Source organism: Shewanella sp. KT0246, from assembly GCF_019654955.1.
Taxonomy (GTDB): domain Bacteria; phylum Pseudomonadota; class Gammaproteobacteria; order Enterobacterales; family Shewanellaceae; genus Shewanella; species Shewanella goraebulensis.
The window spans coordinates 34919-48101 of sequence record NZ_BPEV01000011.1 but is presented as its reverse complement, the minus strand read 5'-3'; the positions used below and the strand labels follow the sequence as shown (position 1 = coordinate 48101).

At 42.7% G+C, this 13183-nt stretch carries 9 protein-coding genes; 3 read left to right on the top strand and 6 right to left on the bottom strand.

The window, feature by feature from the left end; all coding sequences use genetic code 11:
* Positions 1 to 19 precede the first annotated feature (19 nt).
* Entirely contained in the window at positions 20 to 1867 is a 1848-nt protein-coding gene (locus K5Q58_RS07120) for an efflux RND transporter periplasmic adaptor subunit (protein ID WP_220753256.1), read from the top strand.
* 12 nt (positions 1868 to 1879) lie between these two features.
* Positions 1880 to 5023, top strand: a complete 3144-nt coding sequence (locus K5Q58_RS07115) for an efflux RND transporter permease subunit (RefSeq protein ID WP_220753255.1) — start codon at positions 1880 to 1882, stop codon at positions 5021 to 5023.
* An 86-nt stretch (positions 5024 to 5109) separates the two neighbouring features.
* Here the strand turns inward: K5Q58_RS07115 and K5Q58_RS07110 are convergent, their stop codons facing one another.
* From K5Q58_RS07110 to K5Q58_RS07095, 4 genes are all read right to left on the bottom strand, one after another.
* Positions 5110 to 5376, bottom strand: a complete 267-nt coding sequence (locus tag K5Q58_RS07110; protein ID WP_220753254.1) for a CorA family divalent cation transporter — start codon at positions 5374 to 5376, stop codon at positions 5110 to 5112.
* 119 nt (positions 5377 to 5495) lie between these two features.
* Entirely contained in the window at positions 5496 to 6284 is a 789-nt protein-coding gene (locus K5Q58_RS07105; RefSeq protein WP_220753253.1) for a VOC family protein, read from the bottom strand.
* A 304-nt stretch (positions 6285 to 6588) separates the two neighbouring features.
* The gene (locus K5Q58_RS07100; RefSeq protein ID WP_220753252.1) at positions 6589 to 7812 is read right to left on the bottom strand and encodes an HlyD family secretion protein; all 1224 of its coding nucleotides are present in this window, start codon (positions 7810 to 7812) and stop codon (positions 6589 to 6591) included.
* Positions 7809 to 8153: an MFS transporter gene (locus K5Q58_RS07095; RefSeq protein WP_220753251.1), complete on the bottom strand. Its 345-nt coding sequence runs from the start codon at positions 8151 to 8153 to the stop codon at positions 7809 to 7811. The genes K5Q58_RS07100 and K5Q58_RS07095 overlap by 4 nt, the downstream gene beginning before the upstream one ends.
* 158 nt (positions 8154 to 8311) lie before the next feature.
* Between K5Q58_RS07095 and K5Q58_RS07090 the strand changes: the two genes are divergently transcribed.
* The gene (locus tag K5Q58_RS07090; protein ID WP_220753250.1) at positions 8312 to 9355 is read left to right on the top strand and encodes a helix-turn-helix transcriptional regulator; all 1044 of its coding nucleotides are present in this window, start codon (positions 8312 to 8314) and stop codon (positions 9353 to 9355) included.
* 33 nt (positions 9356 to 9388) lie between these two features.
* Here K5Q58_RS07090 and mtr read toward each other — a convergent pair whose 3' ends face one another.
* Both mtr and plsB read right to left on the bottom strand, forming a co-directional pair.
* A complete protein-coding gene (mtr, locus tag K5Q58_RS07085) occupies positions 9389 to 10633 on the bottom strand; it encodes a tryptophan permease (RefSeq protein WP_220753249.1) in 1245 nt (414 codons plus the stop codon).
* A gap of 11 nt (positions 10634 to 10644) precedes the next feature.
* Positions 10645 to 13065, bottom strand: coding sequence for a glycerol-3-phosphate 1-O-acyltransferase PlsB (plsB, locus tag K5Q58_RS07080; RefSeq protein ID WP_220753248.1), 2421 nt, complete (start codon positions 13063 to 13065; stop codon positions 10645 to 10647).
* Between the last annotated feature and the right edge of the window lie 118 nt (positions 13066 to 13183).

Here is a 13183-nt window from a genome sequence, read left to right as displayed (position 1 = left end):
TAAAGTGGAGATAGGCATTATGAGTACATTCATATTTTCAGCATTCAGGAATTATGCTGTTGGTGCATTAAGTTTGGTATTAATAGCGACGCCACAAATAGGACTAGCCCAAGAGTCACAATCAATGGCAAGCGAAGCAACATCATCGCAGAAACTACAAAACAATTATTACTGCCCAATGCACCCCGAAGAAACCAGCCATGAGGCTGGACGATGCTCGTTGTGCAATATGTTTTTAGTCAAAGAAGAGGCTGCAATTAAAGATGAACATGCAGAGCATACACATAACTCTGCACAAACATCATCACAGAACCAGCAAAACAATTATTACTGCCCAATGCACCCCGAAGAAACTAGCCATGAGGCTGGACGATGCTCGCAATGTAATATGTTTTTAGTGAAAAACGAGACAACAAATAAAGATGAGCATGCTGAGCATGCACAAACATTACCACAGAACCAACAAGACAATTATTACTGCCCGATGCACCCTGAAGAAACTAGCCATGAGGCAGGACGATGTTCGCAATGCAATATGTTTTTAGTCAAAGAAGAGGAAGAGGAGTCAAGCGTAGATGAACATGCTGGTCATGCACATCAAGCTGTATCAGAGCAACAATCGGCTTCGGCTTCAAATGCAACTGGAACTCAAACCAAAGCAGACGCATTACTCAGTCAGCCCAAGCCTACATTGAAAGCAGCTCAGTCAAATGATGAAGCCAATATAAAATACGTTTGTCCAATGCATCCCCATGTCATTTCAGATGAACAGGGTACCTGTCCAATATGTGGGATGGATTTAGAAAAAGTTACCATGGGCGCTTCAACAGGTGAAGAGCTCACCGTTGATGTTTCAGGCGGGATGCAGCAAGCCTTAGGCATGCGCAGTGAACAAGTTACCAAAGGAACCTTATGGAAGCTTGTCAAAACCATAGGCACCGTCGAATACAATGAAAACCGTATCGGTCACGCCCATACTCGTGTTGACGGCTGGCTTGAGACTTTAATGGTGCACAATGTCGGCCAAAAAGTGAAGAAAGGCCAACTGCTCTACGAGCTTTACTCACCTGAGTTAATCACCGCCCAAGATGATTACATGCAAGCTGTTGACTACCTTAAGCAAGATAAAAACCGCGGCGCGAGTTTACTGCGTAAAGCGCGTATGCGCCTTGAATTGTTAGGCGTCAGCAATAGCACAATTAAGCAACTTGAACGTACTGGTGAAACCATTTACCGCGTCCCTTATTATGCGGACCAAGACGGCTTTGTCAGCAAGTTATCTGTGCGTCACGGCATGTTTGTAGAGCCTGGCACTACCTTATTTGAAATCGTCGATTTAAAAAGTGTCTGGGTCATTGCAGATGTATTTGAAAACGAACAAAGCTGGCTTGAGCTAGGTCGACCAGTTGAAGTCACTTCAGCTGCTCAAGGTATTTTCGATTTAGAATCGACTATTGACTACATTTACCCTGAACTAGACCCTGTTTCGAAAGCTATGCGTGTGCGCATCAAGCTCGATAACCCAAGTAAGCTGTTGAAACCCGGCACATTAGTGGATGTGAAATTGTTCGGTGGCCCTAAGCGCGGAGTATTATCGATCCCAACTGAAGCCTTAATCCAAACTGGTCGAGAAAATCGAGTCGTTGTGCAGCGTGACGACAATAGCTTTGCCTCTGTCGCAGTAAAAGTTGGCATGATAGCCCAAGGCAAAGCCGAAATTATCGACGGACTGCAAGATGGTGAAAAAGTGATTGTTTCAGGACAATTCTTACTCGATTCAGAAGCCAGTATTCAAGGTAGCTTACAGCGCTTAAGTGGTGGTAACACCAAACCTGAACTTACACCTGATGCGCACGCACATCACTAATCGGAGACTGCTATGTTAGAAAGAATTATCAGCGCCTCGATTAGACAAAGGGCGATGGTGTTAGTGCTTACTGCAGTGATTGCCTTAATTGGTTATCAAGCCATGCGCATGACACCACTCGATGCACTACCTGACTTGTCAGATGTGCAAGTGATTGTAAAAACCTCTTATCCAGGACAAGCACCACAATTAGTTGAAGATCAGATAACTTACCCGTTATCGACCGCAATGCTCGCCGTACCTGGAGCTAAAACTGTCCGCGGCTTTTCAATGTTTGGCGACTCTTACGTCTACATTATTTTTGAAGACGGCACAGACATTTATTGGGCTCGATCACGAGTATTGGAGTATTTATCACAAACCCAAGGTCAACTACCTGACAATGTCACCCCCACTCTGGGGCCTGATGCATCAGGGGTTGGTTGGGTATTTCAATACGCTTTGGTTGATCGAAAAGGCCAACATGATTTAGCCCAGTTACGCTCATTACAAGATTGGTTTTTAAAACTTGAATTGCAAAGCGTCGGCGGCGTATCAGAAGTGGCCACTATTGGCGGCATGGAACAGTCATACCAAATCATTGTTGATCCGCATAAGTTGGCTTTGTATCAAATTGATTTAATGACTGTAAAAAATGCCTTAGACAATTCCAATAGCTCAACTGGTGGTTCAGTCATTGAAATGGCAGAAGCCGAGTACATGATAACTTCAACAGGTTATCGTCAAACACTGGCTGACTTTAGGGAAATTCCGTTAGGCATAGTCTCTGAATCTGGCACACCAATATTGATGAAAGATGTGGCGCAACTGCGCACAGGACCTGCGGCAAGGCGAGGCATTGCAGAGCTTGATGGCAAAGGTGAAGTCGTCGGCGGTATTGTCGTCATGCGTTACGGCGAAAACGCTCTCGCCACCATCAATAACGTTAAAGATAAACTCAAAGAAATTGAAAACGGTCTACCTGACGGCGTTGAGTTAGTTATCACTTACGATCGCTCTGAGCTTATCCTCAATTCAGTGGATAACCTCAAAAACAAAGTACTCGAAGAAATGATGGTCGTCGGCATTATCTGCCTGATTTTCTTACTCCATGCTCGCTCAACACTCGTAGCCATTATCTCGTTACCAATCTCAATATTAATCAGCTTTATTGTGATGAATATTATCGGGGTAAACGCCAACATCATGAGTTTAGGGGGGATAGCCATTGCCATAGGAGCGGTGGTGGATGCCGCCATTGTGATGGTCGAAAACGTTCATAAACATTTAGAGCAATATCGGGAAAAACATAATGGCCAAACGCCCACTGGCGAAACCCATTGGGAACTAGTCCGTAAAGCGTCTGTGGAAGTGGGGCCAGCACTGTTTTTCAGCTTATTGATAATCACCTTAAGCTTTGTGCCCGTATTTGCCCTTGAAGCTCAAGAAGGGCGATTATTCCACCCTCTGGCATTTACTAAAACCTTTGCCATGGCTGCCAGTGCAATTCTCGCTATTACTTTAATTCCGGTATTAATGGGTTACTTTGTTCGAGGCAAAATCCCTGATGAGAAGAAAAACCCTCTTAGTAGATTTTTAATTGCCATTTACGAACCAATACTGCGCTTAGTGCTGCGTTTTCCAAAGTTCACCATTTTATTGGCCATCATTGCTCTTGGCAGTGCGGTTTATCCAATGACAAAAATGGGCAGCGAATTTATGCCTGAACTTGAAGAAGGTGATTTGCTTTATATGCCAACCACCCTACCAAGTGTTAGCGCTGGTAAAGCCGCTGAAATTTTGCAGCAAACCGACCGACTCATTAAAACTGTCCCTGAAGTTAAACGGGTATTTGGTAAAGTTGGCCGAGCAATGACAGCTACCGATCCTGCGCCGTTAACTATGTTAGAAACCACGATAATGCTTAATCCTCGTGATACATGGCGTGAAGGAATGACACTTGAAGGGATCATTGCTGAGCTGCAAAAAACCGTCAAAGTACCGGGCATGACCAACGCATGGGTGCAACCGATTAAAACCCGTATCGACATGCTATCGACAGGAGTGCGAACACCAGTAGGAATTAAAATTTCTGGCGCAGATATTGATGAGTTACAACGTATCGGCACTGAGATTGAAGCTGTGGTGAGCCAGTTACCAGGGACTAAGTCAGCCTTTGCACAGCGAACCAGTGGTGGGCGCTATATTGATATTGAACCAAACCTTAAAAATGCAGCTCGATACGGTATGACCCTCAAAGACATCCAAGATGTGGTGCAAATGGCCATTGGCGGTATGCAAGTGGGTCAATCAATTCAGGGACAGGAACGCTACCCGATTAATATTCGTTACCCACGCGAATTACGTGACAGCATCGAAAAACTACGTGACTTGCCTGTGATGACTAAAACAGGGAAATACCTACCATTGGGCAATTTAGCTACCATCACTATCAGTGATGGCGCGCCTATGTTGGCTAGTGAAAACGGTCGACTGATCAGCTGGGTATTTGTCGATTTAGATAACATATCCATAGGTGAGTACATTACCACGGCGAAAGAAGCTTTAAATGAGCAAATTCAGTTACCTCCTCGATACAGCTACAGCTTTGCAGGTCAATATGAGTACATGCAGCGAGTTGAAGCGAAAATGGGGCTAGTGATCCCGCTCATGCTGGCAGTGATCTTCATGCTATTAATGATGACCTTTAGTTCATTTATTCAAGCATCGGTGATCATGCTAAGCCTGCCGTTCTCATTAGTAGGCAGTGCATGGTTATTGTACTTATTAGACTTTAATTTCTCAGTTGCAGTATCCGTTGGGATGATTGCGTTAGCTGGTGTTGCAGCTGAGTTTGGTGTGGTTATGCAAGTGTATTTAAATAACAGCATTAAGGACAGACAAGCCAAGGGGCAATACAACCAACGTAGCGATTTAAGTGAAGCATTAATTCACGGCGCCGTAATGCGAATACGCCCAAAAGCCATGACTGTAGCCACCATATTTTTCGGCTTACTGCCTATTATGTGGGGAAGTGGTACGGGTAATGAGGTGATGCAGAAGATTGCTGCCCCGATGGTGGGCGGTATGGTCACAGCGCCGCTACTATCATTGTTTGTCATTCCGGCTATTTACTTACTGGTATATGGCAGGAAGTTGCCTAAATCGCTGAGCTAAACGATAACAATTTGCGAATAAGCACATACTAAAAAGGCGCCTAGGGCGCCTTTTTTACTGATACTCTCACCATAGTTTGCTAGTCACTATGACTCATCATTCTGAACTTGCTGTTTCAGCTTGGCTAATTGGAACATTTTCATCAGCCCCCACAACATAATCACTCCACCTATACCTAACATGGCAAAATGGACATTGGAGTTATCTAACATTGGCATCGTCTCGATACCAAAGCCTGAAAATATGCCATATAAGCCCGCGGCTACTAACAAAGTACCAGGAAAATCAATCACTGCCACCATGGTCATTTTCTTTTGAATATCAGCTAATTTTTGTTGTTTTGTCTGCTGCATGCTGCTTCCTTGAGCTTGGTTGATTAGAGGTAAAGCTTTGCTTTCTTTATAAACAAAAGTGATAAGCAAAGCTAACTTAAGCTAACAAACCCTTAGCCTTGGTTAAAGCAAATTATCTTTTAGCAATCAGTAGCAGCCAATTTAATGATTGAAAATGTCCCACCTTGAGGGTCGTCTATCACCGCAAAGCGCCCCACATCAGGTATATCAGTCGGTGGCACACAAATCTTGCCACCCAATTCATCTGCTTTAGCCGCCATCGCATCACAATCATCAACGCTAAAGTACAGCATCCAGTGGGATGGCATATCACCGAATTCTTCGGTCATTTCCATCATGCCACCAACGGCTTGCTTGGCAACCATCCATTGCACGTAATCTCCAATACCCATTTCTGACATATCCACCGTTTCGGTATCAAAACCCAATACTTGGCAATAAAAGCTTTTAGATACAGCAGCGTTTCGGCACATGTATTCAACCCAACACAGGGTATTAGGCTCAAAAGTACGTTTAATTCCGATATGCTCAATGGCTTGCCAAATGGAGAAACGCGCACCTTCAGGATCATGGCACACAGCCATTCGACCGGAGTCGCCAACCTCATGGGGGCCTGCAATAATTTCACCGCCTGCATGTTTAATGGCTTTTACCGTTTCATCGACATTATCAACGGCAAAATATAACTCCCAATGAGTCGGCTGTGACGCCATCTCTTTTGGCATTTGATACATTGCACCTATATCATCACCGTCGATTTGCAACATGGTGTAATGCCCTTCAGGCATCGGCATGTCGTCAGCATGCCATTGAAATAAATTCTGATAGAAACCTTTAGCAGAAAACCAGTCATGGCTTGCCAGTTCTACCCAACATGGTTGCCCTTGTAAGTATTGAGTCACGTTCATAATGAGCCGTCCTTGAACTATTAATCATCGTAATCCGCTGCAGTATTGCCAATGGCAACCTGTCCATGGATAAGGAAGAGTGAGGATGAGTACTATAGTTAAGACCGTTTTAAGCCTGCTGTCGAGTGACTTTGGTAACTATTTATCCCATAAAAAAACGCCCTCATTGGAGGACGTTTTTATGATGGTGTAATCTAACCTTCTAATTATCAATATTTATTAGCTATACATTTAGGTTTACAGTAAGCAATGATTATTGATTCGCTGCAAAACAACCTTAAAAGATCAGCAGGTCCTAATTTCGTTATATAGACCAAATGTAGTAAATCTGAGATTTCATTCGAATAATAATGCCGCGAATCACATCTAAAAAGCCCATGAACTCAGCAGGTTTAGTACCCGATACCCAAGCTAAGCCTACCGAGCCTACTGGAATATCATAGTTGTCTGACTCATGTAGCTTCAAGCGGACAAAGTGATGCTTATTATTAATATTCTGCCCAGTAGTTTGCCTTACATTGTCATCACGGGCCAGTAAACTGCCTTGTGCTTCACCTGTCGCTTCAATAATCCCTTCAACCTCAGCATTGAAGATCTTGCTTGGGTAAACCGCCGATGCAAATTCAGCCATTTGCCCTACTTCTACATTACGAATGGCTTGATGATTCACTCGCATCAACACATACTTTTCATCGGTATACATTTGAATCCGCGGTGCCACACCAACATACTGGCCTTCACGCATGATAAAGTTCGTCAAATAACCATTGGCGGGTGCGTAAACCTTCGTATTATCAAGATTCCACTGGGCTTGAGCCACGTTTTCAATTTCACTTTCTAAGTCCGATTGACGGCTTTCAACAGTTAAGTGGGCCTTTTGAATATCAAGCTTAGCTTTTTGCACTTCAGTTTTAGCTTTTGCTATCTGAGTGGTGTATGAGTCCACTTTAGCTTGAGCTAAATCCACACTAGTTTGTTGCTCATCTAACTGACTTTCAGTGATGGTATCTGGAACTTTACTATTTTGCTCTACATAACGCGCAAGAGTTGTTTGTTTCCACGCTAAATCTTTCTGCGCTGCATGTAACTGGTTTTTACTTATGGCTTCATCAGAATCCGCTGCTTGTAGTTCTTTCTCCGCAATATTGATATCTTCTTTTGCTAAAGATAATGCGACTGCAGCAGTTTGCTTACCAACAACAGCCTTATTTAGCGCTATTTGATACGGCTCATCATCCAATTCATATATCAACTGCCCTGCCACTACTCTTTCATTAGGTTCAACATAAATGCCCTTTACATTGCCCTTGATTTTTGTTGAAGCAGGACGCAATTGAATATGAGGTGATTGCACCACCGAACCGCCTGTTATATCCATAGGTGCGTAATTTAATAAACCGACCCAAACAAACATTAACCAACCTGTTCCACCTAAATAGGCAAACGCTTTAGTACCTTTATTCCACGGCATACCAACCATGCGTAGAATATAAATAAACAGTGCCCAAACGGCTAAACCTTCAATCATGAGCTAGTCTCCTCTTTTTCGGGAGTGGCGGTAACAGGGACTTCCCGTTCATTCTCTCGCCAAATATCTCTTATCCTTCTTAGCGCTTTTCCGCTGTCAATGAAGGCAACCATCACAGCTAAAACCCACACCCAATGCCACAGAAACCCTATCCAGGTGAGCGCAGTAATCAACCCTATTTGCTGATGGTTTTCTTTGTGCGCCTTATCAATTGGCAGCTCATGGACCTTCCAAAATCCAATACCTGCGGCGGCAACCACACCTACAAGTACCACTAAGGCTACGCCATGAAGTGCAGCATCAACACCTGTATCGACGAATGGCATACTGAATAAACTCATATTGATCTCACCTCGGTAAACTTAGATGTTGCGTAGTTTGCATCCAAAACCCAAAAGAGCAACACTAAGTACCCATAGGTATCAATATTCGACTATTTTTGATATGTTTAGACATCTACATATCGTTAACCTTTTCAATAAATCTATGAGAAATTGACATGGCATTTGATGTTTCTTTTATCCGCGTTTGCTGTATTTTACCTGTGCTTAAAGGGGTTCAAGAACACTTTAAGATAAGCCATAAAGACTTATCGATACCTGAAAGCTTGCTTAATGAGCCAATGACGCTAATTCCCTTCACTGAAGTATCCAAATGGCTGAGCAAAATAGAGCAATTGTCTAACTCTCAGGATTACATGCTAACAATCCAAAATGATTTAAAAGTCAGTCGATTTAACATGCCTAATAATTGGTTCCTTGCCACACCGGATTTAGCCATTACTTTTAGGCGAATCAATTATGCGATGGCCTGCTTTCATTCAGGCGCAAGTTATTACGGCGCTCAGTCGAATAGAATCATAAAGTGGTGTTACCGTAATGATTATGTCAGCTCAAAAGCTAAGTCACATGACTCATTAAGAGTAGCGCTAACATTATTAAACACTTGCAAATATTTTCTCGGTAAAGATTACCAACCCAAGAAAGTACTATTAAGTGGACCTTCGATGGGACAACTAGGAGTTGAGAAAGCGTTTGGCTGCCAAGTCAGTTGGAATGCACCACTGACGGAGATTTGGTTAGATATCGATTCACTCATTAGCTCAGAGCAGAATTTTTTAGCCTCATTTTCTACCTCAAGTCACATTCAAAAAAGCAACTCCAGCAGCATTACCCTCAACCAACTTGATTCATATTTAAATATGCCGCAAACCCATGACACCCCTAAGGTACTTTATGAATTAGTGAATTATATTCGCTTTTACGGATTACCCACATTGGACTCACTTGCTGATCAATGCGGCCTTTCACGGCAGCAATTACAACGCCGCTTGCAAAGTAACGGATTCAGTTTTACAGAGTTAATGCGTTATATTTTGGGGAATTTAGCAATTAAATACATGCTGGAAGGAAAAACAGTAAAGGAGATATCGCAACTACTTGGCTACGCAAGTGTGCGCAGTTTTAGTAAAAGCTTTCATCGATTACACCGACAATCACCGACACAATATGTTGAAAAATTGCATCAAAAAAGCCCTCAATAGAGGGCTTTTTATTATTAAACAATAAAAAATTAATTACTTATACACAGGCAATAAATCAGCCATAGCCAATAAATGACATGCTGCAGTTAATACACCAAACAAGATAACAATCACAACTAAAGGCGTACCGCCCGGGACTCGGAAACTATTTTCGTCAGGGAACATTTTACGCGACTTGTACGCCATCATAGCTGGCACAATAGCTGCCCAAATGGTTGCCGCTAATGCTGCAAAACCAATTGCAATCAAAAAGCCGTTCGGGAATAACAAACCTAAAACCGTAGGAGGAATAAAAGTAACTGCTGCTGTTTTAATTCGTCCATTAACCGACTCATCAAAACCAAATAGATCAGCAAGGTAATCGAATAAACCTAAGGTAACGCCTAAGAATGAAGAAGCGACTGCCAAATTAGCAAATAGAGTCAGCATGGTGTTCAACCAAGCGTTAGAGATTACATCCGATAATGCACCAACCAATACGCCCATATTACCACCTTGAGCAATAATATCGTTGAAATGACTGCGAGGAATATTACCCATGGTTGCCACTAACCAACAGCTATAAATCACTAACGCGATAAAGGTACCAATACAGATGGCTTTAATAATTAAATTAGGCTGCTTGCCGTAATACTTAACTAAACTTGGCACATTGCCATGGTAACCAAAACTGGTTAAACCAAATGGAATGGCAGCTAAAATATAAGGTGCAAAACTCGCTTCGCCATCAGGCACTAATAACTTAACGCTATCAACATCAATGAGCAGATTACCGACTGCTAAAAAGAAGGTAATGATCATGCCGCCCAGCATCACAGTAGTAATGCGATCGACTACCTTAGTACTGATCATCACAATAGCCGCCAAGACTAGCGCAAACACTAAGCCAGCAATACTTTGTGGTAAATGGATTCCCATACCGGAAAGCGTATGGTTTACGATTGAACCACCGCCACTGATGTAGGCGTAGGTGAGAATATAAAGCACGAAGGTAATCGACAGGCCGTTAACAATACGCCAAAACTGGCCTAAGGTAACTTTGGTTAAGGTGTCAAAACTATCACCTGGTTTAAAGTGCAAGTTAGTCTCAAGCAACATTAAGCCAGACACCAACATACAAAACCAAATACCTATCAGTACTGCGATTGAGTAGCCAAACCACATACCGGCACTGACGACAGGAAGGGAAAACATGCCAGCACCGACCGTGGTACCAGCAATAATCATTGCGCCGCCTAACAAAGATTTATTTTTCGGCTGCGTTTGTGTTGAACTCATAAAGTTATTCGTTACCCATGTTCCATAGTCACACTGTCGACTATGGTTTTACGAACAGATAGTCGCAACATACCATTGGCATGATCGCGGATTCGGATGACAGCAAATTGATTGTCACTACCCGATAAGTGCCCTAATTCTTTTAATTTTACACTCAAATTATTGTAGAGTTTTTTATCATAAAACTCTGGCGCAGTAATTCCGTGTAAAGCACCTAAACGCTGAGCTAGCATGTGGCTCGCGCTTTCTAGATCTGAACGTTCAATATCCGGTTTGTAAGCCAGTAAATTAAAGATAATCGCGTAACGTTGTAATGTCTCACTGACAGTTTCAGACAATAACATTAACTGGGTAATATTACCTTGATTGACTTCAAACTCAATTGTTCCGGTAATCAGCCCTTGCTCAACAAACAAGTCTAAAACATGATCTACATAAGCTGGTAAATCTTCAATCCCCATAAACAATTCTGCTTTTAGTAATGGGTAAAAATCATTGACGATGCTATGGATCTTCTCACGGCTATGTTCTTCGTATTGCACTAAACAACTAGCAATTAACGAAGGTACGGCCATCAAGTGAATAATGTTATTACGGTAGTAACTCATTGCAATGACAGCATGCTCTTCAATCGCAATAATTTCACCAAGCTGATCGCTAGTTGAAGTGAACTTTTTAAGCGACAAACATTGTTCAACCACTTCAGTAGGGTTACCTTCCGCCACTGAGGTATAACCGGTATAAGGCACCTCTTTTAATAGCTTAAGATATAAACCTAGCTGTCTTTCAAGCTCACCGCGCTCCAGCGCATTTTGCTCAGAAGCCAATAACACCATACTGGTTAGTGTGACTGAACTAGCCGCAGCAGCGCTATTAATGTTAGTCATCACTTTATTGGCAAGTGTATTTACCGCTGGGGTTAACCAAGTTGGTTTTTGCTCAGGATCTTGAGCAATTTCTTCGCGCCAATCAGGTGCTTGCTGGTTTAAGAATTGCTGCACGTTAATTGGCTCACCAAAGTTCACATAACCTTGGCCAAAGTTACCTAATTTACGCAGTGCACCAAATACCTGCCATACCGATTCTTTTTGCTTTTTCTTACCGCTTAATTCTTTGTGATAAGTCGATACTTCCATCACGTGATCGTAGCCTAAGTAAACTGGCACCAGCGTTACAGGGCGCTCGATACCTCGTAGTACACTGTTCACTGTCATTGCTAACATGCCAGTTTTAGGCGCAAGCAAACGGCCTGTACGTGAACGACCACCTTCAGTGAAGTACTCAACTGAATAGCCTTTGGCAAATAGTTGATCTAAATACTCTCTGAATACTGCGGTATAAAGCTTATTACCGTTAAAACTACGACGGATAAAGAAGGCACCACCGCGGCGGAACATCGGCCCTGCAGGCCAAAAGTTCAAGTTAATACCAGCCGCAATGTGCGGAGGAACCATCCCTTGATAATAGAGGATATAAGATAGTAATAAGTAATCCATGTGGCTACGATGACATGGCACATAGACAATTTCGTGACCATCATGATGCAGTTTACGAACTTGCTCAGCACTCTTAATGCTAATGCCGCTGTATAACTTGTTCCATAACCAAGTTAAAAAGCGCTCTGCAATACGAATCAGGTTATCTGAGTAGTCAGCTGCGATTTCATCTAAATATTCAATGGCCTTTTCACGCGCCTTTTCTTCAGAAATCTTCTTGTTCGCTGCTTCTTCTTGAATCGCTTTGGTGATCGATTCTGATTTAAGTAACGAGTTAAACATGGCTTGACGGTTAGGCAACTGTGGCCCCGTCATCACTTTGCGTTGACGTCGGAAATGCACACGGGCAACACGAATTAACTTGTGAGCAATGCTGACATCTGTACCGTGTTCATCGGCCATATAACGTAAAGACATGGCATTTGAGAATTGAATAAAGTTATGACGACCTAAAAATAAAATCATTAGCCACTTGCGTAGCCAAGTCGGATTTTCACGCTCAAATACTGCAGCTGTCATGGTGTCATCTTCTTTACCCGGGATACGTCCCCAATAAAGGCTAACTGGCACCAATTGAATATCTAACTGCTTATTCTTTTGGTGTAAGTCGAGTAATTTGGTGAAGTTAGCAACAAACTTCTCGCCACTATGACGTTTGCCAAATAAGGGTTTACGGCCTTCAACACACACAATTCTTGGCGTGTTCAGCCCATCGATGTCCAAACGCTCATAAGGACTAGGTAGATTGTACTTTGCAGTAATTTCATTTAGTGCCGCGATATCACTCAGCGACTCTGTCTTCATGACATAGACCACTGGTTTTTCAGGATCTAGGTTTAAGTCAGCGAACGGATCTTGAGGTACAACAACACTGTGTACCATTAGTTTCTGAATCCAACGCAACGATTTAGCAATGATAGAATCTGGTTTTAGCATGAGTATTCGCATTATCAACAACGATTTATTGCGCATAGGATACCAGAATCTAGGTGGGATTCACTAACCTGCGTATATGTAGTTAACAATTAAGCATCAAACTAAATCCCTTTAAGGC

Bases quoted from the DNA above. Each gene is read 5' to 3' on its own strand.
- K5Q58_RS07120 (WP_220753256.1), top strand. From the start codon at position 20: ATGAGTACATTCATATTTTCAGCATTCAGGAATTATGCTGTTGGTGCA.
- K5Q58_RS07115 (WP_220753255.1), top strand. From the start codon at position 1,880: ATGTTAGAAAGAATTATCAGCGCCTCGATTAGACAAAGGGCGATGGTG.
- K5Q58_RS07110 (WP_220753254.1), bottom strand. From the start codon at position 5,376: ATGCAGCAGACAAAACAACAAAAATTAGCTGATATTCAAAAGAAAATG.
- K5Q58_RS07105 (WP_220753253.1), bottom strand. From the start codon at position 6,284: ATGAACGTGACTCAATACTTACAAGGGCAACCATGTTGGGTAGAACTG.
- K5Q58_RS07100 (WP_220753252.1), bottom strand. From the start codon at position 7,812: ATGATTGAAGGTTTAGCCGTTTGGGCACTGTTTATTTATATTCTACGC.
- K5Q58_RS07095 (WP_220753251.1), bottom strand. From the start codon at position 8,153: ATGAGTTTATTCAGTATGCCATTCGTCGATACAGGTGTTGATGCTGCA.
- K5Q58_RS07090 (WP_220753250.1), top strand. From the start codon at position 8,312: ATGGCATTTGATGTTTCTTTTATCCGCGTTTGCTGTATTTTACCTGTG.
- mtr (WP_220753249.1), bottom strand. From the start codon at position 10,633: ATGAGTTCAACACAAACGCAGCCGAAAAATAAATCTTTGTTAGGCGGC.
- plsB (WP_220753248.1), bottom strand. From the start codon at position 13,065: ATGCTAAAACCAGATTCTATCATTGCTAAATCGTTGCGTTGGATTCAG.